Here is a 20902-nt window from a genome sequence, read left to right on the forward strand (position 1 = left end):
CCAACCCTTCATCGACACAGGAAACACCATGGCCAACAAGCAGATCTTCGTGAATCTCCCCGTCAAGAACCTCGAGAAGACCAAGGCGTTCTTTGCCGCACTGGGCTACACCTTCAACGCGCAGTTCACCGACGCCAACGCCGCCTGCATGGTGATCGAGAAGGACAGCATCTTCGCGATGCTGCTGGTCGAGGACTTCTTCAAGACCTTCACGACCAAGAGCATCACCGACACGAGCACGAGCACCGAGGTGCTGGTGTGCCTTTCGTGCGAGAGCCGCGCCGAGGTCGACGCGTTGGTCGCCAAGGCCGTTGCCGCCGGCGGCACCACGCCGCGCGAACCGCAGGACTACGGCTTCATGTACGGCCACGGCTTCCAGGACATCGACGGCCACCTCTGGGAGCTGATGTACATGGACCCCAACGCCGTCGTGACGCACCAGAACGCGTAACGCCGCGGGCGCAAGGACAAGCGCGATGCCCATCGTTCCATACGCGCTCTTCACTGTTGCAGGCAAGGCCCCTACCGGAAGACGGCGGCGGCCCGATATTCCTGGCACTGGCACGGCATCATCGGCCGAGCTCCCCATGAAAAGGAATTTCGACATGTCCGACAACAACAAGGGCCCCATCGTCCAGGTCCAGCCGCTCGGCTTCCCCTGGCAGACGATCGACCCGTTCCTGTTCTGCGTCTATCACGACGACGCCTACCCCAAAGCCAACGGCCGCATGGGCCCCGAGGCCTCGCTGGCCGGCCGGCAGATCGGCCAGGACTTCAGCCGCAAGGACGGCTGGAGCATGTACCACGGCGACACGGTGCCGGGCTTTCCCTCGCATCCGCACCGCGGCTTCGAGACGGTAACCATCGTGCGCAAGGGCCTGGTCGACCACTCCGACTCGCTGGGCGCCACCGCGCGCTTCGGCGGCGGCGACGTGCAGTGGCTCACCGCGGGCAAGGGCATCGTGCATTCCGAGATGTTCCCGCTGCTCGATGCGGCCGCGCCCAATCCGCTGGAGCTGTTCCAGATCTGGCTCAACCTGCCGGCCAAGAACAAGATGGCCGAGCCGCACTTCACGATGTTCTGGTCGGACGCGATTCCGCGCTTCGCCTCGGACGACGCGAAGGGCGGCCGCACCGAGGTCGCCGTCATCGCGGGCCGGCTCGGCGATGCGGCCAACGGCCAGGACCCGATCCAGCCGCTTGCGCCGCCGCCCGCGTCATGGGCCGCAGAGGCCGATGACGACGTGGCGATCTGGACGATCAAGATGACGCCCGGCGCGCAATGGACGCTGCCGGCTGCCACGGGCGAAGGCACGCGGCGGATGCTTTATTTCTTCAAGGGCGCGGCCGCGCAGATCGGCGATGAGCGCATCGAAGGGCCAGTGGCGATCGAGCTGCGCGCGGATGCGGCCGTCGAGCTGGTCAACGGCGACGACGAGAGCGAATTCCTTGTGCTGCAAGGCCGCCCGATCGCCGAGCCGGTGGCGCAGTACGGTCCCTTCGTGATGAACACACAGGCCGAGATCAGCCAGACCATGGCCGACTACCGTCGCACGCAGTTCGGTGGCTGGCCGTGGGACGACTCGGCACCGGTGCATGACGCCAAGGCCGCGCGCTTTGCGCGGCATCCGGGTGGGCGCGAAGAAGTCCCGGCAGCGAAATAGAAGAACCAGTGGGTCTTTTCGCGGAACACCGCGGAACCGGCTTCGCCGGGCCGCTGGTGTTGCCCCCGGTAGGGGGTTGGCGAAGCGACACGAAGTGCGCGCAGACTGGGGGCGAGCCCTGAAATCAGAACGTCTTGAGTGCCTCGATGCTCGGGGCGGTCATGCTGGGGACGAACTCGGTCACGTCCACGTGCGCCACGCCGCCCTGCACGAACGGGTCGCGCGCCAGCACCGCCTGCAGCGCCTCGCGGTCACCCGACCGCGCGAAGATCACGCCACCCGTGCGCGGCACCTGCCGGCCCGAGGCCACGAACAGGCCGCTCTCGTAGTGCTTCTTGAGCCACACCATGTGCGGGTCCATCAGCGCATCGACTTCTGCGAGGGGACGGGTGTAGGTGAGGGTGACGATGAACATGTGCAGGATGGCGGGTGAGTACGGAAGCCCCGATCCTATGCCTCGGCGGGGTGTCCGAACCACCAGTGTGTGCGCGCGCGTAACGGCGCGCCGGCACCCTATTCGATGGCCACGCCACCTTCTTTCACCAACTTCGCGAATCTCGCGGTTTCCTCGCGGATCTGACGCGCCATGTCGTCCGGCGAGCCGCCCAATGGCTCCGCGCCGATGGCCTGCATGTGTTGCGCGAAGTCGGGCGACTTGATGATCTTCACCATCTCGGCGTTGAGCCGCGCCACGATGTCCTTGGGCGTCGCGGCCGGCGCGAGCACGCCGAACCAGGTGCCGATATCGAAGCCCTTGAGGCCCGCCTCTTCGAGCGTGGGCACATCGGGCAGCACCGACGAGCGGCGCGCCGTCGTCACGGCCAGCGCGCGCAGCTTGCCGCCCTTGATGTGCTGCAGCACCGGCGTGATGGTGTCGAACGACATCGCCACCTGCCCGCCGAGCAGGTCGGTGGTGAGCGGGCCGCTGCCCTTGTAGGGCACGTGCAGCAGCGTGGTGCCGGTGCTGGCCTGGAACTGCGTGCCGATCAGGTGCTGCGCGGTGCCGTTGCCGTTCGAGCCGTAGGCCAGCTTGTCGGGCGCGGCCTTGGCGAGCGCGACCAGCTCGGCCACGTTTTTCGCGGGCGTGTTGGCGGGGTTGATGACCAGCACGTTCGGCACCATCGCCACGACGGTGATCGGCGCCAGGTCTTTCTGGAAGTCGTAGGGCAGCTTCTTGTAGACGCTGGTGGCGATGGTGTGGTGCACGGCACCCATCAGCAGCGTGTAGCCGTCGGGCTTGGCCTTCGCGACGTAGTCGGCGCCGAGCGTGGCGCCCGCGCCGGGCTTGCTCTCGACCACCACGGGCTGGCCGAGCGACTGCGAGAGCTTGTCGGCCAGCGCGCGCGCCAGCACGTCGGTGGTGCCGCCGGCCGGGAACGGCACGACAAGGCTGATCGGCCGCGTGGGCCATGCGGCGGGTTGCGCGAAGGCCAGCGCGGCAACGCCGAGGCCGAGCGCCATCGCGCCGGCCTGCAGCACCGTGCGACGGCGCGGACTCTTCTGGGTGAAAGTGAAAGCTGCCATGTCTTGTCTCCGGCGCGTTGTGTCGTGATGTCCGCGCGCATCGAGGCGCGCTGTGACTGCGGTGAAGAAGAAGAAGAAGAAGAAATCAGGCCGCGAGGCGCTGCCGCGCGCCTGCGATGTGCTCGCACACGGCACGCGTCACCTGTTCGGTGGTCGCAGTGCCGCCAAGGTCGCGCGTGTGCAGCGAGGGGTTGGCGGTCACGTGCTCGACCGCCTCCATCACGCGGCGCGCCGCCTCCGCTTCGCCGAGATGCTCGAGCAGCATCACGACCGACCAGAAAGTGCCGACCGGGTTGGCCAGACCCTTTCCCATGATGTCGAAGGCCGAGCCGTGGATGGGTTCGAACATCGACGGGTAGCGGCGCTCCGGATCGATGTTGCCGGTGGGCGCGATGCCCAGGCTGCCGGCCAGCGCGGCAGCGAGGTCGCTCAGGATGTCGGCATGCAGGTTGGTCGCGACGATGGTGTCCAGCGACGCGGGCCGGTTGACCATGCGCGCGGTGCACGCGTCGACCAGTTCCTTGTCCCAGGTCACGTCCGGGAATTCCTTGGAGATCTGCAGCGCGATCTCGTCCCACATCACCATCGCGTGGCGCTGCGCATTGCTCTTGGTGACGACGGTGAGCAGCTTGCGCGGCCGCGAGCGTGCGAGCTTGAACGCGAACCGCATGATGCGTTCGACGCCCGCGCGGGTCATCATGCTCACGTCGGTCGCGGCCTCGATCGGATGCCCCTGGTGCACGCGGCCGCCGACGCCGGCGTATTCGCCTTCGGAGTTCTCGCGCACGATCACCCAGTCGAGCTGCCCCGGCGCGCAGCGCTTGAGCGGACCGTCGATGCCCGGCAGGATGCGCGTGGGCCGCACGTTGGCGTACTGGTCGAAGCCCTGGCAGATCTTCAGGCGCAGGCCCCACAGCGTGATGTGGTCGGGGATGTGCGGATCGCCCGCGGAGCCGAAGAGGATGGCGTCCTTGTTGCGCAGCGCATCGAGGCCGTCGGCCGGCATCATCTCGCCGTGCGCGCGGTACCAGTCGCCGCCCCAGCCGAAGTCTTCGAACGCGAAATGCAGCGCGCCGCCGGAGGCCGCGGCCAGCGCCTCCATCACTTCGCGTCCGGCCGGGATCACTTCCTTGCCGATGCCGTCGCCGGGAATGGTGGCAATGCTGTAGCTGCTCATCGTCGTCCTTCGATATGAATGCTTCTGGAAGCCGCCACTGTAGGATTCGATGCGCCGAACGATTCACGCCCGAAGTGAATCCATCCTTAACCTCAGTTCAACAATCGGATCGCCCATGGTTTCTCCGATCCAGCCTGCCGAACTCGGCTTCTTCTCCACGCTCGCGGCCTGCGGCAGTCTGAGCGCCGCGGCACGCGAACTCGGCATCAGCACGCCGGCCGTGAGCAAGCGGCTCGCGCAGATGGAGGCGCGCATCGGCGTCACGCTGCTGAACCGCACCACGCGGCGCATGAGCCTCACGCCCGAGGGCGAGCTCTATGTGGAACATGCGCGCGGCATCCTCGGCGCGATCGACGACATGGCGCAACTGCTGGGCGAGGCGAAGGCCGAACCGCGCGGCCTGCTGCGCGTGAACGCGACGCTGGGCTTCGGGCGCAGCCACGTGGCGGCGCTGATCTCGAAGTTCGCGCGCAAGCATCCGGAAGTCGAGGTGCAGCTGCAGTTGTCGGTCAACCCGCCGCCGCTCACCGACGATGCCTTCGACGTCTGCATCCGCTTCGGCGCGCCGCCCGAGTCGCGCGTGATCGCTCGGCGCATCGCGTCGAACCGGCGCCTCTTGTGCGCCTCGCCCGCATACCTCGCACGCGCGGGTCATCCCAAGGTGCCCAACGATCTCACACGCCATCGCTGCATCGGCATCCGGCAGGGCGACGAGGCTTACGGCGTGTGGCGCCTGAGCTCGGGCCGCGGTGCGGCGCAGCACACCGAGGCCATCAAGACGCGCGGCGCGCTCAGCACCAACGACGGCGAGATCGCGGTCAACTGGGCGCTCGACGGCCACGGCATCCTGATGCGCGCGGAGTGGGACATCGCGCGGTATCTGCGCAGCGGGCGGCTGGTGCAGGTGCTGGCCAACTACCGCACGCCCGATGCCGACATCTACGCGGTGTACCCCCAACGTCATCAGCTCTCGGCGCGCGTGAGAGCTTTCGTTGACTTCATCGCAACCGCGCTCGAAAACGGCAGCATCCGGTGACACCTGCAGAGGGACTGCAGCGACACGGATCAACGGCTTTCTGCTACCGTATTTTTCATCGCTGACAGCTCACCGGAGAACCGCTCATGCCGCTTCGCCCGCCACCGATCCTGCCACCCAGCTTCGTACCGCCGTACCTGCTGGACCGGCTCGCGGCGCATGCCGATGCGCCCGTCAGTGCGCGCGCGGCCAACACGCTGATGATCGACCGCGAGCATCGCGGACTGCGCGAATTTCTCGCGCCCCAGATCTCGTCGGCGCCCTCGCCGCCCTACGCGAAGCGCGGCTCGCCCGAACGCAAGATCCATGACGCGGGCAACACCACGCAACTGCCCGGCAAGCTGATCCGCACCGAAGGCCAGGCCGCGAGCAAGGACCTCGCGGTCGACGAGGCCTACGACGCGCTCGGTGCCACATGGCGCCTGTACCACGACATCTACGAGCGCAACTCCATCGACGGCGCGGGCATGTCGCTCACGGGCAGCGTGCACTACGGCAACGACTACGACAACGCTTTCTGGAATGGCACGCAGATGGTGTTCGGCGACGGCGATGGCGAGGTGTTCAACCGCTTCACCATCGCGGTGGACATCATCGGCCACGAGCTCACGCACGGCGTGATCGACCACGAGTCCGCGCTGGTCTACCAAGGCCAGTCGGGCGCGCTCAACGAATCGATCTGCGACGTGTTCGGCGCACTCGTGAAGCAGCACGTGCTCCAGCAGACCGCGCAGCAGGCCGACTGGCTGGTGGGCGCGGGGCTCTTCAAGGAGACGGTGAAGGCGCGCGCGCTGCGCTCGATGGCCGAGCCCGGCACCGCCTACGACGACCCGGTGCTCGGCAAGGACCCGCAGCCCGCGCACATGAAGGACATCGTCGTCACGCGGCAGGACAATGGCGGCGTGCACATCAATTCCGGCATTCCGAACCGCGCCTTCTACCTGGCCGCAACCGCCATCGACGGTCCGGCATGGGAGACGGCCGGGCGCATCTGGTACGACACCGTGTGCGACCGCCGGTTGAAGCAGGATGCGGATTTCGCCGCCTTCGCCGAACTGACCGGGAGCGCCGCCGCCAAGCGCTTCAGTGCCGGCAGCGCGGCGCACAAGGCGGTCATCGCCGCATGGAACACCGTGGGAGTCACCGCATCATGATCCAGCTGCCGCCGCTCAATGAAGCCACCATCGTGCGCGTGACGCGCGAGGGCGGTATCGCCTACATGCCGGGCCTTGCGCGTCCGCGCAGCTTTCAACTGGGCGACTGCACCGAAGAGTTGCGCCAGCAGATCGACGACGCGCTGCAAAGCGCCGTGCCGCATGCCGAGGAAAGCAGCGCCACGTCGCCGGGCGGCGACCAGCGCGTCTACCGCGTGGAAGTGGTGATGGAGAACACGGCCACCGCGAACTCGGTCAGTTTCGACGTGCCCGAGACCGAGGCGCCCGCGGCGCTGGTGCATCTTTGGAAGGACGCGGGCAAGCGCCGCTGACCTTCATCCTTTGCCGAGGATCACGGAGCCGATCAGCCACACATTCGCCGCGCTGATCACGCCGAACAGGCCCCAGGCCAGGAGCTTCACCACAGTGCCGTTGGCAAAGCCGCCCATCATCTCGCGGCTGCTCGTGAAGCGAATCAACGGCCACATCGCAAAGGGCAACTGGAAGCTCAGCACCACCTGGCTCAGCACGAGCATCTTGCCGACGCCGCCATCGCCGAACCACCAGACGCCGAGGAACGCCGGCCCCAACGCGAGCGCGCGCGTGAGCAGGCGGCGCTGCCAGCAGGGGATCTTCAGGTCAAGAAAACCTTCCATGATGATCTGGCCCGCGATGGTGCCGGTGAAGGTCGAACTCTGGCCCGAAGCCAGCAGCGCAATGCCGAACAGCGTGGCCGCGAACGCACTGCCGACGATGGGCTCGATGAGCCGGTAGGCATCGTCGATCTCCGTCACCTCCTGGTGGCCGGTCGCGTGAAAGGCGCTGGCCGCGAGCACCATGATGGCCGCGTTGACCAGCAGCGCGAGCGACAGCGACACCACCGCATCGAGCGTGCAGAAGCGCACCGCCTCGCGGCGCGCCGCATCGGTGTCGGCGATGAGCCGCGTCTGCACGATGGACGAGTGCAGGTACAGGTTGTGCGGCATCACGGTGGCGCCGACCACGCCGATGGCGAGGTACAGCGCACCGGGCTGCTGCAGCCGCTCGAAGCTGGGCGCAAAGCCCATCGCCACGCCGAACCAGTTGGGCTGCGACATCGCGAGCTCGACGATGAAGCAGCCCGCGATGGTGCCGACCAGCCCGAGCACGATGGCTTCCACGCGCCGGAAGCCCGCGCCCTGCAGGCCGAGCACGAGCAGCGTGTCGAAGGCCGTGATCGCAATGCCCACCGGAATCGACACGCCGAACAGCAGGTGCAACGCGAGCGCGCTGCCCAGCACCTCGGCGAGATCGCAAGCGACGATGGCCAGCTCGGCGCCGAGCCACAGGAAGCGGTTCACGCGCGGCGAATAATGTTCGCGGCAGGCGCGCGCCAGATCCTTCTGCGCGACCAGCCCGAGGCGCACGCACAGCGTCTGCAGCAACATCGCCGCGAGGCTCGCGAGCAGCACCACGAAGAGCAGGCCGTAGCCGAAGCGCGAGCCCGCCTCGATATCGGTCGCCCAGTTGCCTGGGTCCATGTAGCCCACAGAGACCAGCAGGCCCGGGCCCGCGTAGCGCAGCAGTTTCTTGCCGAAGGGCAGATCTTGCGGAACCGCCACGCTGCCCTTGACCTCGGACGGGCAGAAGGGCGCGGTGGCCGTGCGGGGGAGCGGAAAGAACATGCGCGCGATGATAGGGTGGGGCACCGGGTCTCGTGCGAGACCTGCGCCGCGGCGCCGGATCTTTTAGATTCGACGCTCGCCATCCAATCAACGTCACCCCTTCACATCACCCCGGAGTTCATTCCAATGATTCACGTAGTTGCTGTCCTCACCGCCAAGCCCGGCCAACGCGCCAAGCTGCTCGAAGCCTTTGCCGAAAACCGCGCGGCCGTGCTGGCCGAAGAGGGCTGCATCGAGTACGGCGCAACGATCGATGCGCAAGGCGTTCCCACCTCGAAGGCGAGCTTCGGCCCCGACACCTTCGTGGTGATCGAGAAGTGGGAAACGCTCGCGCACCTGCAGGCCCACGCTGTCGCGCCGCACATGAAAGCGCATGGCGAGAAGACCAGGGAGCTGGTCGAGAGCAAGCTGATCCACGTGCTCGAACCGGTCTGAGGTTCTTCCCTTAGCAGCCTTCGCGCGCGGCGCGGGGCGTGCTACCTTCGCGACCGGGAGCAGAAGACATCTCGGACGAGGAGACTCAAGACATGGCGATCTTCTTCAGACCGCATGGTTTGCACTTGCACGCTTTCGCCGCAAGGCTCGGTGCGCTGGCCGCAGTGCTGCTTGCGGCCGGTTGCGCACAGCTCGGCGCGCCGCCTTACGCCGCCGACTACGAGGCGCTCGACCGCCTCGAGGCCAACAACCCCGGCAAGGTGGCGGTCGCCAAGGTGCAGCCCACCGACCCCAACGACAAGATCAACACCCTGAGCCTGCGCCGCGCCAAGCTGGTGTCGCCCAGCGGCACCTTCGCGCAGTACCTCGAAGACGCGCTGATGCGCGACCTGAGCGAGATCGCGGTCTATGACCCGAAGGCGCCGACCCGCATCGCGGCGCGCATCGTCGTCAACGAACTCGACCTCGGCGTGATCAATGGCACCGGCCGCATGGACGTGGAGGTCACCGTCACGCGCGATGCGGCGCAGAAGCTGCGCAAGACCTACCGCGGCGAGATCGCCTTCGATTCGAGCTACGCGAACATCGTGGCCGTGCCCGCGGGGCAAGCGGCCTATCCAAGGCTGGTTCGTGCGCTGCTTCGGCAGGTGTACGCCGATCCGCAATTCGTTGCGGCCATTGCCGCGTCTGCACCCTGAGGCCGGAGAAGCACCATGACGTTCGTTCTTTCTTCTCCCATGCCCCGACTGGCTGCCGCATTGGCTACCGCCGTACTTTTGGCCGGCTGCTCCCATCCGATCACGATGATCACGGAGACCGCACCGGCGCGATCGACAGCCCACCTCATCCCGAAGAAGGTCGCCTACGTGATGACCGATGCGCAGCGCGACCTGCAGGTCACGACCGCCGGCGGCAGCGGAGACCGCGTGAGCTACTACCCGTACCGCGACCTGGAGAAATCGATTCGCGATGCACTGCGCGGCGTCTACCGCAACGTGATCGTGCTGCGCACCGCCACCGATGCGAAGGCGAACGAAGCTGCGGGCGTGTCGCTGGTGTTCACGCCGCAGATCAAGACGGATTCGAGCTCGTCGTCATGGATCACCTGGCCACCCACCGCATTCACGGCCGAGGTGTCGTGCGTGGTGACGAACGCGGCAGGCGTCGAAGTCACGCGCGTGCGCGCTGTCGGCAACGGCGCGGCGGAGTTCGGGGAGTTCAATGGCGATTACGGCTTGGCCGCGCGGCGTGCGGCCCGGCAGATGACTTCGCAGCTCAGCAGCGAGATTCGCAGGAACGAGAAGCTGCAGTGAGCGGTGTCGCCGAGCTGGCGCGCCCATGAAAAAACGCGCCTTCCGGCGCGTTTTTCATTGAAGCCGCGAAGCCTTACTTCGACACGACCTTCACCATCTCCAGGCACTTGTTCGAGTAGCCCCATTCGTTGTCGTACCAGCTCACGAGCTTCACGAACGTGCCGTCCAGCGCAATACCGGCTTCGGCGTCGAAGATCGAGGTGCGCGGGTCGCCGCGGAAGTCGGTGGCGACCACCTTGTCTTCGGTGTAGCCCAGCACGCCCTTGAGCGCGCCTTCGCTCTGTGCCTTCATTTCGGCGCAGATTTCCTTGTACGAGGCTTCCTTCTCCAGCTCGACCACGAGGTCGACCACCGACACGTCGGAGGTCGGCACGCGGAAGCTCATGCCGGTGAGCTTCTTGTTGAGTTCGGGGATCACCACGCCCACGGCCTTGGCCGCGCCGGTGCTCGAGGGAATGATGTTTTCCAGGATGCCGCGGCCGCCGCGCCAGTCCTTGTTGCTCGGGCCGTCGACGGTCTTCTGCGTGGCGGTGGCGGCGTGCACGGTGGTCATCAGGCCGCGCTTGATGCCCCACTTGTCGTGCAGCACCTTGGCCAGCGGCGCCAGGCAGTTGGTGGTGCAGCTGGCGTTGCTGATGATGGCTTCGCCGGCGTACTTCTTGTCGTTCACGCCGTAGACGAACATGGGGGTGTCGTCCTTGGACGGAGCCGACAGGATCACCTTCTTCGCGCCCGCATCGATGTGCTTCTGCGCCGTTTCCTTCGTGAGGAAGAGGCCGGTCGATTCGAGCACGATGTCGGCGCCGACTTCGTTCCACTTGAGCTGCGACGGGTCGCGCTCTTGCGTGAGGCGGATCTTCTTGCCGGCGACGATCAGCGTGTTGCCTTCGACCGAGACTTCACCCTTGAAGCGGCCATGCACCGAGTCGTACTGGAGCATGTAGGCGAGGTAGTCGGGCTCGAGCAAGTCGTTGATGGCAACGATCTCGATGTCGTTCTTGAAGTTCTGCACCGCTGCGCGCAGCACGTTGCGACCGATGCGGCCGAAGCCGTTGATACCGAGTTTGATAGCCATCTGACTTGCTCCTAAGGTTGAAAAATTGGTGATCGGACGGGAAGAAGTACCGAGGGACGATCAGTCCCGCAGCGCCGCTTCCACGGTGGCGGCGACGTTCTCCGCCGTGAATCCGAAATGTTTGAACAGCTCCGGCGCCGGTGCCGATTCGCCGTACGTGTCGATGCCGACGACGGCCGCGCAGCCGTACTTCCACCAGCCGCCGGTGCAGCCCATCTCGACGGCGATGCGCGGAATCTTCTTTGGCAGCACGGCCTTCTTGTAGGCGACATCCTGGCGGTCGAAGGTGGTGGTCGAGGGCATCGACACCACGCGCACTGCGATCTTCTTGGCGGCCAGGAGCTTCTGGGCAGCCAGCGCGAGCGGCACTTCGGAACCGGTGGCGATGATGACGGCGGCCGTCTTCTTGCTCTTGAGGCCCACGGTCTCGGGCTCGGACAGCACGTAGGCGCCACGGCTGATGTCGCCGAGTTCGCTCTTCGGTGCGTAGGCGATGTTCTGGCGGCTCAGCAGCAGCGCGGTCGGGCGCGACTGGTTCTGCAGGGCCACGGCCCAGGCCACGGCGGTTTCGGCCGTGTCGCCCGGACGCCAGACGTCCAGGTTCGGAATCAGGCGCAGCGAGGCGGCGTGCTCGATCGACTGGTGCGTCGGGCCGTCTTCGCCGAGGCCGATGGAGTCGTGCGTGAACACGTGGATCACGCGGCGCTTCATGAGCGCGGCCATGCGGATGGCGTTGCGGCTGTAGTCGCTGAAGGTGAGGAAGGTGCCGCCGTAGGGGATGTAGCCGCCATGCAGCGCCACGCCGTTCATGATGGCCGCCATGCCGAACTCGCGCACGCCGTAGTTGATGTGGCGGCCGATGGTGCCGTGCGGCACTTCGGCCGGAGCTTCGGGCTTGGCTTCGTCTTCGGCGCCTTGCTTGGCCGGGACGGCCGGCACGTTCATGACCACGGCACCGGTCTTTGCGTCGAAGCGCAGGGCGGCGGTGCTCTTGGTGTTGGTGAGGTTCGAGCCGGTCAGGTCGGCGCTGCCGCCGAGCATTTCGGGCAGCGCGGCCGTGAAGGCTTCCAGCGCGAGCTGGCTGGCCTTGCGGCTGGCGACGGTCTCGCCCTTGGTGTGGGCGGCGACCACGGTGTCGAAGGCGACCTGGTGGAAGTTCTTGGGCAGCTCGCCCTTCATGCGGCGGGTGAACTCGCCGGCCAGGTCGGGGAAGGCCACGGCGTAGGCGGCGAACTTCTCGTTCCAGGCGGCTTCGGTCTTGGCGCCGGCGTCCTTGTGGTCCCAGTCGGCGTACACCTCGGCCGGGATTTCGAAGGCGGGGTAGGGCCAGCCGATGGCTTCGCGGGTGAGGGTGATTTCCTCGGCGCCGAGCGCCTCGCCGTGCGCCTTGGCGGTGCCCGCGCGGTTCGGGCTGCCCTTGCCGATGGTCGTCTTGCAGATGATCAGCGTGGGCTTGGATTCTTCCTTCTTCGCCTTGGCGATGGCCTTGGACACGTCCTTGGCGTCGTTGCCGTCGATCGGGCCGATGACGTTCCAGCCGTAGGCCTTGAAGCGCTCTTCGGTGTTGTCGATGAACCAGGGCTTCACCTGGCCGTCGATGCTGATGCCGTTGTCGTCGTACAGCGCGATCAGCTTGTTCAGGTGCCAGGCGCCGGCCAGGGCGCAGGCTTCGTGGCTGATGCCTTCCATCATGCAACCGTCGCCGAGGAAGGCGTAGGTGTGGTGGTCGACGATGTCGTGGTTCACCTTGCCATCTTGGCGGTTGAACTCGGCCGCGAGCAGCTTTTCAGCCAGTGCGAAGCCGACCGCGTTGGTGATGCCCTGGCCCAGCGGGCCGGTGGTGGTTTCCACGCCGGGGGTCACGTCGACTTCGGGGTGGCCGGCGGTCTTGCTGTGGAGCTTGCGGAAGTTCTTGATCTCGCCGATCGGGAGGTCGTAGCCCGTGAGGTGCAGCACCGAATACAGCAGCATCGAGGCGTGGCCGTTGGAGAGCACGAAGCGGTCGCGGTCGAACCAGTGCGGGTTGGCCGGGTTGTAGCGCAGGTGATCGCCCCAGAGTGCGACGGCCATGTCGGCCATGCCCATCGGTGCACCGGGATGGCCGGAATTTGCTTGTTGGACGGCATCCATAGCCAGAGCGCGGATTGCGTTGGCCATCAGGGCGTGGTTTGCCATGTGCGGTGGACTTTCGGAGGGAAAAGGAAAGGGTTGGGGTCGGGAGAACCCGCGATTTTACCGGGCGAGCCCCAACCCGCCTCGATACGGGCCGAACACCCGACTGATGTTCTCTTGTGCACCGGCCGGCTGCTAGAGTTGCCACCCATGCATGGGCTGCACCTCACCGCCGATCTCCACGACTGCCGATGCGGTCTTCAATGGCTCACCGACGGGCCCGCGCTGGGCGCGGTATGCATCAAGGCGGTGACAGCCGCGGGGCTGCAGGCGGTGGGCAAGATCGTCCATTCCTTTCCCGCCACGGCGCAAGGACCAGGCGGGGTGACGACGACAGTGCTGCTGGCCGAATCGCACCTGTGCATCCACACCTGGCCCGAGCAGCGCGGCGTGACGCTCGACGTGTACGTGTGCAATTTCGGCGGCGACCATTCGGCCAAGGCGCATGCGCTGATGGAGTGCCTCGTGTCGCTGTTCCAGCCAAGTCACAGCGAACGCAACGAGCTGCAACGCGGCCGCATCGCAGCGTGAGCACCCCGGCTTCCGTGCGGGCGATGATCCTGGCCGCCGGCCGCGGCGAGCGCATGCGGCCGCTGACCGACGCGACGCCCAAGCCCCTGCTCGAAGTGCGCGGCAAGCCGCTGATGCAGTGGCCCATGGAAGCGCTGGCCGCGGGCGGGTTCACCGAACTGGTGGTCAACACCGACTGGCTGGGTGCGCAGATCTCGTCCCGCTTCGGCGTGAATCCCTTGCTGGACGGGCACAGCGCGCTATCGATTTCATACTCCGACGAGGGCCGCGACTTCGGCGGCGCGCTGGAGACGGTCGGCGGCATCGTCCGCGCGCTGCCGCTCTTGGGCGAGGTGTTCTGGATCGCGGCAGGCGACGTTTTCGCACCCGATTTCCGCTTCACGCAAGCTTCGGTCGACCGTTTCCTGGACAGTGGCAAGCTGGCGCACCTGTGGCTGGTGCCGAACCCGGCGCACAACCTCAAGGGCGATTTCGGCCTCTCCGCCGAAGGCCTGGCGCTCAACACGGCCCCCGAGAAATACACCTTCTCGACCATCGGCCTCTACCGCGCTGCGCTGTTCGCGCCGCCGTACTGCGCCATCCCGCCCGGCAACCCGGCCGGCGTCAAAGCCCCATTGGCGCCGATCCTGCGGGCCGCCATGGACAATGAACTCGTGAGCGCCGAGCTCTACACCGGCCCCTGGACCGATGTGGGAACCCCCGAACGGCTTGCCCAACTGAACACCACGCCAAGATGACCTCCGCAGACACCACCACGATCTACGCCGAGCGCCGCGCGCGCCTCGCCTCGCACCTGGGCAAGGACGGCATCGCCATCATCCCGACCGCCCCCGAGCGCCCGCGCAACCGCGACACCGACTTCCTGTATCGCCACGACAGCTATTTCTATTACCTGACCGGCTTCACCGAGCCGAACGCCTGGCTGGTGCTGGCCGGCGACGGCCGCGCCACGCTGTTCTGCGCGCCGAAAGACATGGAGCGCGAGATCTGGGACGGCTACCGCCTCGGCCCCGAAGCGGCGCCCGCGGCGCTCGGCATCAACGAGGCCTTTTCCGCAGCCGATCTCGACGCGAAGCTGCCCAAGCTGCTGGAGAACCGCTCGACCGTGTGGTTTCCGTTCGCGATCCACAAGGGCCTGGAAACCCGCATCGACGGCTGGCTGCAGTCGGTGCGCGCGCGCGTGCGCTACGGCGCGCTGTGCCCCGAGGAACAGCGCGACCTGTGCGGACCGCTCGACGAGATGCGTTTGATCAAGGACGCGCACGAGCAGGACATCATGCGGCGCGCCGCGCAGATCAGCGCCCGCGCCCACGTGCGCGCGATGCAGCTGTCGTCCCGCATGCTGCGCGAGGGCAAGGACGTGCGCGAGTACCACCTCGATGCCGAGCTGCTGCACGAATTCCGCTTCGGCGGCTCGCAGTACCCGGCGTACTACTCCATCGTCGCGGCCGGCGCCAACGCCTGCGTGCTGCACTACCGCGCCGACGCGGCGCCGCTGCGCAAAGGCGAGCTGGTGCTCATCGACGCGGGCTGCGAGCTCGACGGCTACGCGAGCGACATCACCCGCACCTTCCCGGCCGACGGCAAGTTCACCGGCCCGCAGCGGGCGCTGTACGACCTGGTGCTCGCGAGCCAGGACGCTTCTGCCGCCGCCACCAAGGCCGGCAACCGCTTCACCGATCCGCACGACGCCGCGGTGCGCGTGCTCGCGCAGGGCATGCTCGACTTCGGCCTGCTCGACAAGAACAAGGTCGGCAGCCTCGACGACGTGATCGATTCGCGCGCCTACTTCCAGTTCTACATGCACCGCACCGGCCACTGGCTCGGCATGGACGTGCACGACTGCGGCAGCTACGTGGAGCCGACGCAAGTCGGCGAAGTGAGCGAGCGCAAGGATCCGCTGTCGAACGAAGTCATCAAGAACCGCCCGAGCCGCATCCTGCAGCCCGGCATGGTGCTGACGCTGGAGCCCGGCATCTATGTGCGGCCCGCCGAGGGCGTGCCCGAACAGTTCCACAACATCGGCATCCGCATCGAGGACGACGCGATCGTCACGGCCACGGGCTGCGAACTCATTTCGCGCGGCGTGCCGGTGAAGGCGGATGAGATCGAGGCGTTGATGCGGGCCTGACCCGCGGCGGCGACTTCGGTGTCGCGCACGCGGGCCCTCCTGTGCATGTTCGAGCGATAGAACCCAACCCGTGGCGAGGCGGTAGCTGGAGAAGCGACGGGGTCAGACAAGAAACATGCTCATCGAAGCCCGATGCCCGAGTCCATGGCGGCCTGCCGGGCTTTTCTCACCCCAAGCGACCGCTAGGCGCCCAAGACCTTCAACACCCAGGCCGGCTGCCGCGAAGCGTGCCTGTGGACCTGGCCGCCAACGACCGATGCAACCAGTTGCGGGCCGCCCAGTTCGACATCTGCGCCGTCGAACAACATCGCAAGCTGCACCTGTCGCACCGCCAACCGCAAGTGCTCGACGGTGCGCGGGTAGCGCGCCAGGATCCTGTCCACCGGAACGCTGTGGCCCCCTTCACTCACGCGTTGCTGGACTCGCGTGAGCAGCCGACGCGGCTCGTCGACGCACACCACGTACAGCACCAAGTCGAAGCCGCGCGCCTGCGCATCGGCAATGAGTTGCAGCTTGGAGGGATGCGAAAACACCGTCTCGCTCACGAACGAACGCTGTTCCTGCAGGCAAGCCTCGCGCGCGCCGTCGGCCCAGGCACGGGCGGCCTCGGAGCGCTTGAGCGCGTGGCGGATGTGGCCGAGCTGCTCGCGCTCGTGGACATCGGCATTGATGAACGGCAACTGCGGATAGCGCGGCTGGATCAGATAGCGATACAGCGTCGACTTGCCGGCTCCGTTGGGTCCGGCAATCAGATGAAACACCGGCATGCGGGGCGAGGCTCTCTGGCCCTCAGGCCGCCTTGCGCGACCGAGGGGCAGGGACGGCCTTGGCCCGGTTCTCGGCCACGGCGGCCTGGGCACGCTGGGCCAGCACGCCCGATTGCGCCAGCGCGAGCACATGGTCATGCAGCGCCCCGAGCTCGGGCGACAGGGCGGTGGGCGACGCCTCGGTCACGTAGGGAGGCGATTCCTCGCGTGCGATCAGCGCCTGGCTGTCCTGCACCGTCAGGCCCGCGCGTTCGAGCGCGCGCCCCAACGTTGCCCAGTATTCGATCTGGCTCGCGACAGAGCGGCGCATGGGCTGGGCGGCATCGCGCGCCTTGTCGACGAGCGATGCCGGCAGCTTGACGGAAGCGAAGGCAGTGGGTGCGGCCATGAAATATCTCCTGATTGGCGCATTTTGCGCCAGTCCGGAAAACCAGGCCGCCCGTGCGCCTACTTTGCCTGCAGCAGCGCGCCGGCTTCGAGCAGCACCAGTTCGTTGTCGTCCGCCTTGTTCGGTTCGCGGCTGCTGGAGAACGGCAGGTTGTTGTCGTTGCCGACCACGATGTGCGTGGCATCGACCACGTCGACGTTCTCGATGGTGAAGAACGGGAACTTGAGCACGCCATCGTTCAGCGGCTTGCGCGCGAGCTTGTCCGGATCGGCGATGTTCAGCAGGTCGATGTAGCCGATCTTGCGCACCGCGCCGCCCACGTTCGCGTCGCTCAGCTCGACCTTGTAGACACGCTTGAACTTCGCGATGTCGTGAAAGCAATCGGTGCGCTTCTGGCCTTCGGGGCAGGCCTTGTCGCTCGTGCCTTCGCCGTTGTCGCGTTCGATGATGAGGCCCGTGGTGCTGTCGATCATGTTGAAGTCGCCGATGGCGTTGCCGTTGGCTTCGAGCACGTACTTCCAATGGCGGCCCGTCCACTTTTCCGAAGCCACGTCGAACTCCAGAACGCGCAGCGCTTCCTTGCCATCGACGCGTTCGTAATCCTTGGCCTCGGCGTTCCACACCGGGCCTTCGAGCAACGCATAGAGCTTGCTGCCGTCCTTGGAAGACGCCATGCCTTCGAAGCCCTTGGAACGCTTGATCTGGAAATCGACCGCGCCGCCCGGCACGCCCGGCGTGGTGACTGCGGGGTGATCCGGCGATCGCACGGCCTTGCCGTCGACCTGCGTGTCGAACACCGCGAGCACCTTGCCCTTCAGGTCGGCCTTGATGAGAAACGGGCCGAACTCCTCGCCGATCCACAGCGCGCCGCCGGCGAACTGGAAGCTCTCGGGGTCGAAGTCCGAACCCGTCAGGTAGCGCTGCTTGGTGCCTTCGTGGACGATGCGGAACGGCACCTTCTTGTCGGGGTCGTGCAGGAAGATGGTGTTCAGTCGATTGAACTTGCCGCTCTTGAAGTCCACCTTGTAGTGGTTCAGGTAGAGCATGAAGTCGGGCGAGTTGGCCTTCGCGCCAGCGCCGTTGTCGGTGAGGATCCAGAACGAGCCGTCGTCCATCTTCTTGATGCCCGAGTGGCCCTGCAGCGGCTGGCCCTTGAAAGGCACCGAGACACCGGTGCCGCGGCCGCCCGAAAGCCCTTCGACCGTGCCCAGCGCCTCGACGCGCTTGCCCGAGGTGAACTTGCCGCTGACCTGCAGGTCGGCCGGTGCGTCCTTCGGTGCGGCGACGAAGCTCTGCGCGGGCAGCACGGCGTGGCCGGCGAGCGTGGCGGGGAAGGCGGTCTGTGCGGCCGCGCTGCCGCAAGCGAACGCGGTGGCAAGGGCGATGAAAGAGAGGGAGGCGATACGCGTCATGGGCAGAAGAAAGGTTTCAGTCGAAACGCGAGACCATGCCGACCATGCATGACGTGACAGTGACATCCGTGACGCCCGATGTGGGTCTGCGATCAACCACAAGCACCGTTCGGGCTGAGCTTGTCGAAGCCTCGCGCCGCGCTTCGACAAGCTCAGCGAGAACGGCTCTGTCGTCGAAGACCAGACATGCGAGAGCTACGGTGCGATGTCCACCGTCACTTCGCGCGATTCGGCGCGGCCCTGGTCATCGACTGCGCGCAGCACATAGCGCCGTCCTGAATCAGCCATGTCCGGCATCCAGGTGATGCCTTCGCCGGGCGATGCCTTGCCGATCAGCGCGTCGTCGGCAAACCAGTAGATCGTCTGCGTACCCGCCGCCGCTTCGGCGCGCAGCACGATCGGCTCCGGCTTCTTCACGCGCAGCGTGTGCCGCACGCCGCGCAGGGGCGAGGTGATGAGCGGCGCGGTTTCCGAGGCCTCGCCCTTCTCGCAGCCATCGGTCGGCAAGCTCGCGCGCGGCAGGCCGGCCTGGCGGAACAGCCGCCGCATGTCGCTGCCCCATTGCTCGACGACCTGCTGGCGCGCGTTGGGCTGCGGCCCGCACACCACCTTGCCTGTCGTCTCGTCGACCCACACGGCGCGGTGCAGGTTGCTCACCTGGATCGGCGACTTGCCCGCGATGAACCATGTCGTGGTGCGCACCGGGCACAGCGCATCGGGCAACCCTCCCGTCGCGGTGCACACCTCGATCTGCCGCAGATCGGCCGGCTGCCGCGTCGCGATCTCGCCGGGGTCCAGCCGCTCGGCGCGCAGCGCGTCGACCATGCGCAGGAACAGCGGCGCGGCCGCATCGACGCCCACCAGCGCAGGGTTGCTCGTGCCGTCGAAATTGCCGACCCACACCACGAGCACATGGCGGCCGAACACGCCCGCGGTCCACGCATCGCGAAAGCCCCACGACGTGCCCGTCTTCCATGCGATGGCAGGGCGCGCGGGCTGCGTGGTGTCGGGGCGCGGCGTGTGGCGCAGCATGTCCAGCGTGATGAAAGACGCCTCTTCGCTCAGCAGGCGCAGCGGCTGCGCGGGCCGCTCATCAGGCGCGGGCTGCGTGTAGCGAATCGGCTGCGAGATGCCGCCGTTCGCCAGCGTGGCGTAGAGGCCCGCAAGCTCCTCGGGCGTGACCTCGCCGCCGCCCAGCACCAGCGCGAGGCCGTAGTGCGATTCGCTTTGCAGCTTCTGCACGCCCGCGAGCCGCATGAAGTCGTAGAGACCCGGCTTCGACAGCTTCGCGGCGACGGCCACCGCCGGGATGTTGCGGCTGCGAATCAGCGCCTCTTGCGCGGGCAGGGGGCCCGCGAAGCGGTGGTCGAAGTTCTCGGGCGTGTAGGGGCCGAAGGAAGTCGGCGCGTCCTTCAGCATCGTCTTCGGGTGCAGCAGCCCCTGGTCGAGCGCGAGCGCGTAGATGAAGGGCTTGAGCGTGGACCCGGGCGAGCGCTTGGCCTGCGTGCCGTTGACCTGCCCCGCGATCGCGTCGTTATGCCAGTCGGCCGAGCCGATCAGCGCGCGCACCTGCATGGTCGAGGCATCGAGCAGCAGCGCGCTCGCGTTGGTCATGCCCACGTCGGCATGCGTGCGCAGGTACTGGCCCATCACGCGTTCGAGCGTGGCCTGCATGCGCAGGTCGATGGTGGTGCGCACTTCCTGCACGCCCCGCTCCTGCGCGAGCAGCATGTCGGTGGCGTGCGGCGCGAGAAAGGGGAGGCTGCCGCGCGACTGTGCCGAGAGCGCGAGCTGCGCATCGGGCGCATGCTGCTTCGCGGTCGGATCGCGATCGGCCCACAGCGCCCACAGGCGTTCGCGCGCCGATTGCAGCTCGGCATTGCGGCCGCGCTCGGCGATGCGCTTGACGGGGTTCTGCGGAATCACCGCGAGCGTCAGCGCTTCGGGCAGGCTGAGCTTGGCGGCGTCCTTGCGAAAGTAGATGAGGCTCGCGGCCTGCACGCCTTCGATGTTGCCGCCGTAGGGCGCCGTGTTGAGGTACGCCTCGAGGATCTCGCGCTTGCCGAAGCGTGCCTCCAGCCAGAGCGCCGCGCCGATCTGCGCGATCTTGCCCAGCGCCGTGCGGCTGTCGATGCCGTAGACGCGGCGCGCGAGCTGCATCGTGAGCGTCGAGCCGCCCTGCCTGCGCTCGCCGCTCGCGATGCGCCATGCGCTGCGTACCAGCGCGGCGGGGTTGACGCCGGGGTGCGCGTAGAAGCGGCGGTCTTCGTAGAGCAGGACGGCATCGACCAGCGTTGGTGAGATGCGGTCGAGCGGCACCCAGAGGCGGTATTGCTCGTCGCCCGCGAGCGTGAGGCGCAGCAACTCGCCACCTTGCGCGTACACCGCGCGCGAGCTGCCGACGGTTTCGCTCAGGGGCGCGTGCGGCCAGAAGCGCAGCAGGACCAACAGCATGGCCG

General features: G+C 67.1%; 21 protein-coding genes. 11 read left to right on the forward strand and 10 right to left on the reverse strand.

Features of this window, described 5'->3' with window-relative positions; translation table 11 throughout:
* Positions 1-28: 28 nt before the first annotated feature.
* On the forward strand, positions 29-451 hold the full coding sequence (locus VARPA_RS29735) for a VOC family protein (protein WP_013544305.1): 423 nt from the start codon (positions 29-31) through the stop codon (positions 449-451).
* Between the two features lie 154 nt (positions 452-605).
* Complete coding sequence (locus VARPA_RS29740; RefSeq protein ID WP_013544306.1) at positions 606-1664, forward strand: pirin family protein; 1059 nt, start codon at positions 606-608, stop codon at positions 1662-1664.
* Positions 1665-1788: 124 nt separating this feature from the next.
* On the opposite strand, the gene VARPA_RS29745 is transcribed toward VARPA_RS29740, so the two are convergent.
* From VARPA_RS29745 to VARPA_RS29755, 3 genes are all read right to left on the reverse strand, one after another.
* Positions 1789-2079: a YciI family protein gene (locus VARPA_RS29745; protein WP_013544307.1), complete on the reverse strand. Its 291-nt coding sequence runs from the start codon at positions 2077-2079 to the stop codon at positions 1789-1791.
* A gap of 98 nt (positions 2080-2177) precedes the next feature.
* Positions 2178-3125 carry a tripartite tricarboxylate transporter substrate binding protein gene (locus VARPA_RS29750; protein WP_049794565.1) on the reverse strand — a complete coding sequence of 316 codons (948 nt, stop codon included), beginning with the start codon at positions 3123-3125 and terminating at the stop codon, positions 2178-2180.
* A 148-nt stretch (positions 3126-3273) separates the two neighbouring features.
* On the reverse strand, positions 3274-4365 hold the full coding sequence (locus tag VARPA_RS29755; protein ID WP_013544309.1) for a tartrate dehydrogenase: 1092 nt from the start codon (positions 4363-4365) through the stop codon (positions 3274-3276).
* 115 nt (positions 4366-4480) lie between these two features.
* On the opposite strand from VARPA_RS29755, the gene VARPA_RS29760 reads away from it, so the two are divergent.
* The 3 genes from VARPA_RS29760 (at position 4481) to VARPA_RS29770 (ending at position 6887) form a co-directional block, all read left to right on the forward strand.
* Positions 4481-5401, forward strand: a complete 921-nt coding sequence (locus VARPA_RS29760) for a LysR family transcriptional regulator (protein WP_013544310.1) — start codon at positions 4481-4483, stop codon at positions 5399-5401.
* 86 nt (positions 5402-5487) lie between these two features.
* On the forward strand, positions 5488-6555 hold the full coding sequence (locus VARPA_RS29765) for a M4 family metallopeptidase (protein WP_013544311.1): 1068 nt from the start codon (positions 5488-5490) through the stop codon (positions 6553-6555).
* Positions 6552-6887 (forward strand): protealysin inhibitor emfourin, encoded by a 336-nt coding sequence (locus VARPA_RS29770; RefSeq protein WP_013544312.1) that lies wholly within the window; start codon positions 6552-6554, stop codon positions 6885-6887. Before VARPA_RS29765 ends, VARPA_RS29770 begins: the two co-directional genes overlap by 4 nt.
* A 3-nt stretch (positions 6888-6890) precedes the next feature.
* Here the strand turns inward: VARPA_RS29770 and VARPA_RS29775 are convergent, their stop codons facing one another.
* Positions 6891-8219: an Nramp family divalent metal transporter gene (locus tag VARPA_RS29775; RefSeq protein WP_013544313.1), complete on the reverse strand. Its 1329-nt coding sequence runs from the start codon at positions 8217-8219 to the stop codon at positions 6891-6893.
* A gap of 126 nt (positions 8220-8345) precedes the next feature.
* On the opposite strand from VARPA_RS29775, the gene VARPA_RS29780 reads away from it, so the two are divergent.
* The 3 genes from VARPA_RS29780 (at position 8346) to VARPA_RS29790 (ending at position 9967) form a co-directional block, all read left to right on the forward strand.
* Positions 8346-8654 carry a putative quinol monooxygenase gene (locus tag VARPA_RS29780; RefSeq protein ID WP_013544314.1) on the forward strand — a complete coding sequence of 103 codons (309 nt, stop codon included), beginning with the start codon at positions 8346-8348 and terminating at the stop codon, positions 8652-8654.
* Positions 8655-8746: 92 nt separating this feature from the next.
* Positions 8747-9352, forward strand: coding sequence for a hypothetical protein (locus VARPA_RS29785; RefSeq protein ID WP_013544315.1), 606 nt, complete (start codon positions 8747-8749; stop codon positions 9350-9352).
* A 15-nt stretch (positions 9353-9367) separates the two neighbouring features.
* Positions 9368-9967, forward strand: a complete 600-nt coding sequence (locus VARPA_RS29790; protein WP_013544316.1) for a hypothetical protein — start codon at positions 9368-9370, stop codon at positions 9965-9967.
* A 73-nt stretch (positions 9968-10040) separates the two neighbouring features.
* On the opposite strand, the gene gap is transcribed toward VARPA_RS29790, so the two are convergent.
* The gene (gene gap / locus VARPA_RS29795; RefSeq protein ID WP_013544317.1) at positions 10041-11042 is read right to left on the reverse strand and encodes a type I glyceraldehyde-3-phosphate dehydrogenase; all 1002 of its coding nucleotides are present in this window, start codon (positions 11040-11042) and stop codon (positions 10041-10043) included.
* Positions 11043-11102: 60 nt separating this feature from the next.
* Positions 11103-13217, reverse strand: coding sequence for a transketolase family protein (locus VARPA_RS29800; RefSeq protein WP_013544318.1), 2115 nt, complete (start codon positions 13215-13217; stop codon positions 11103-11105).
* A gap of 147 nt (positions 13218-13364) precedes the next feature.
* On the opposite strand from VARPA_RS29800, the gene VARPA_RS29805 reads away from it, so the two are divergent.
* The 3 genes from VARPA_RS29805 to VARPA_RS29815 are packed head-to-tail and all read left to right on the forward strand — an operon-like array spanning position 13365 to position 15876.
* Positions 13365-13745, forward strand: coding sequence for an S-adenosylmethionine decarboxylase family protein (locus VARPA_RS29805; protein ID WP_013544319.1), 381 nt, complete (start codon positions 13365-13367; stop codon positions 13743-13745).
* Between the two features lie 23 nt (positions 13746-13768).
* Complete coding sequence (locus tag VARPA_RS29810) at positions 13769-14482, forward strand: nucleotidyltransferase family protein (RefSeq protein WP_013544320.1); 714 nt, start codon at positions 13769-13771, stop codon at positions 14480-14482.
* Entirely contained in the window at positions 14479-15876 is a 1398-nt protein-coding gene (locus VARPA_RS29815; RefSeq protein ID WP_013544321.1) for an aminopeptidase P N-terminal domain-containing protein, read from the forward strand. Before VARPA_RS29810 ends, VARPA_RS29815 begins: the two co-directional genes overlap by 4 nt.
* Positions 15877-16058: 182 nt before the next feature.
* Here the strand turns inward: VARPA_RS29815 and VARPA_RS29820 are convergent, their stop codons facing one another.
* From VARPA_RS29820 to pbpC, 4 genes are all read right to left on the reverse strand, one after another.
* Positions 16059-16643: a zeta toxin family protein gene (locus tag VARPA_RS29820; protein ID WP_013544322.1), complete on the reverse strand. Its 585-nt coding sequence runs from the start codon at positions 16641-16643 to the stop codon at positions 16059-16061.
* Between the two features lie 22 nt (positions 16644-16665).
* Positions 16666-17031, reverse strand: coding sequence for a TA system antitoxin ParD family protein (locus tag VARPA_RS29825; RefSeq protein WP_013544323.1), 366 nt, complete (start codon positions 17029-17031; stop codon positions 16666-16668).
* Positions 17032-17090: 59 nt separating this feature from the next.
* Positions 17091-18443, reverse strand: a complete 1353-nt coding sequence (locus VARPA_RS29830) for an esterase-like activity of phytase family protein (RefSeq protein WP_013544324.1) — start codon at positions 18441-18443, stop codon at positions 17091-17093.
* A gap of 195 nt (positions 18444-18638) precedes the next feature.
* A complete protein-coding gene (gene pbpC / locus VARPA_RS29835; RefSeq protein WP_013544325.1) occupies positions 18639-20897 on the reverse strand; it encodes a penicillin-binding protein 1C in 2259 nt (752 codons plus the stop codon).
* Positions 20898-20902 lie beyond the last annotated feature (5 nt).

This window comes from Variovorax paradoxus EPS (genome assembly GCF_000184745.1).
Lineage (GTDB): Bacteria > Pseudomonadota > Gammaproteobacteria > Burkholderiales > Burkholderiaceae_C > Variovorax > Variovorax paradoxus_C.

Coding starts and splice junctions, on each gene's coding strand:
- VARPA_RS29735 (WP_013544305.1), top strand. CDS start 29: ATGGCCAACAAGCAGATCTTCGTGAATCTCCCCGTCAAGAACCTCGAG.
- VARPA_RS29740 (WP_013544306.1), top strand. CDS start 606: ATGTCCGACAACAACAAGGGCCCCATCGTCCAGGTCCAGCCGCTCGGC.
- VARPA_RS29745 (WP_013544307.1), bottom strand. CDS start 2,079: ATGTTCATCGTCACCCTCACCTACACCCGTCCCCTCGCAGAAGTCGAT.
- VARPA_RS29750 (WP_049794565.1), bottom strand. CDS start 3,125: ATGGCGCTCGGCCTCGGCGTTGCCGCGCTGGCCTTCGCGCAACCCGCC.
- VARPA_RS29755 (WP_013544309.1), bottom strand. CDS start 4,365: ATGAGCAGCTACAGCATTGCCACCATTCCCGGCGACGGCATCGGCAAG.
- VARPA_RS29760 (WP_013544310.1), top strand. CDS start 4,481: ATGGTTTCTCCGATCCAGCCTGCCGAACTCGGCTTCTTCTCCACGCTC.
- VARPA_RS29765 (WP_013544311.1), top strand. CDS start 5,488: ATGCCGCTTCGCCCGCCACCGATCCTGCCACCCAGCTTCGTACCGCCG.
- VARPA_RS29770 (WP_013544312.1), top strand. CDS start 6,552: ATGATCCAGCTGCCGCCGCTCAATGAAGCCACCATCGTGCGCGTGACG.
- VARPA_RS29775 (WP_013544313.1), bottom strand. CDS start 8,219: ATGTTCTTTCCGCTCCCCCGCACGGCCACCGCGCCCTTCTGCCCGTCC.
- VARPA_RS29780 (WP_013544314.1), top strand. CDS start 8,346: ATGATTCACGTAGTTGCTGTCCTCACCGCCAAGCCCGGCCAACGCGCC.
- VARPA_RS29785 (WP_013544315.1), top strand. CDS start 8,747: ATGGCGATCTTCTTCAGACCGCATGGTTTGCACTTGCACGCTTTCGCC.
- VARPA_RS29790 (WP_013544316.1), top strand. CDS start 9,368: ATGACGTTCGTTCTTTCTTCTCCCATGCCCCGACTGGCTGCCGCATTG.
- gap (WP_013544317.1), bottom strand. CDS start 11,042: ATGGCTATCAAACTCGGTATCAACGGCTTCGGCCGCATCGGTCGCAAC.
- VARPA_RS29800 (WP_013544318.1), bottom strand. CDS start 13,217: ATGGCAAACCACGCCCTGATGGCCAACGCAATCCGCGCTCTGGCTATG.
- VARPA_RS29805 (WP_013544319.1), top strand. CDS start 13,365: ATGCATGGGCTGCACCTCACCGCCGATCTCCACGACTGCCGATGCGGT.
- VARPA_RS29810 (WP_013544320.1), top strand. CDS start 13,769: ATGATCCTGGCCGCCGGCCGCGGCGAGCGCATGCGGCCGCTGACCGAC.
- VARPA_RS29815 (WP_013544321.1), top strand. CDS start 14,479: ATGACCTCCGCAGACACCACCACGATCTACGCCGAGCGCCGCGCGCGC.
- VARPA_RS29820 (WP_013544322.1), bottom strand. CDS start 16,643: ATGCCGGTGTTTCATCTGATTGCCGGACCCAACGGAGCCGGCAAGTCG.
- VARPA_RS29825 (WP_013544323.1), bottom strand. CDS start 17,031: ATGGCCGCACCCACTGCCTTCGCTTCCGTCAAGCTGCCGGCATCGCTC.
- VARPA_RS29830 (WP_013544324.1), bottom strand. CDS start 18,443: ATGACGCGTATCGCCTCCCTCTCTTTCATCGCCCTTGCCACCGCGTTC.
- pbpC (WP_013544325.1), bottom strand. CDS start 20,897: ATGCTGTTGGTCCTGCTGCGCTTCTGGCCGCACGCGCCCCTGAGCGAA.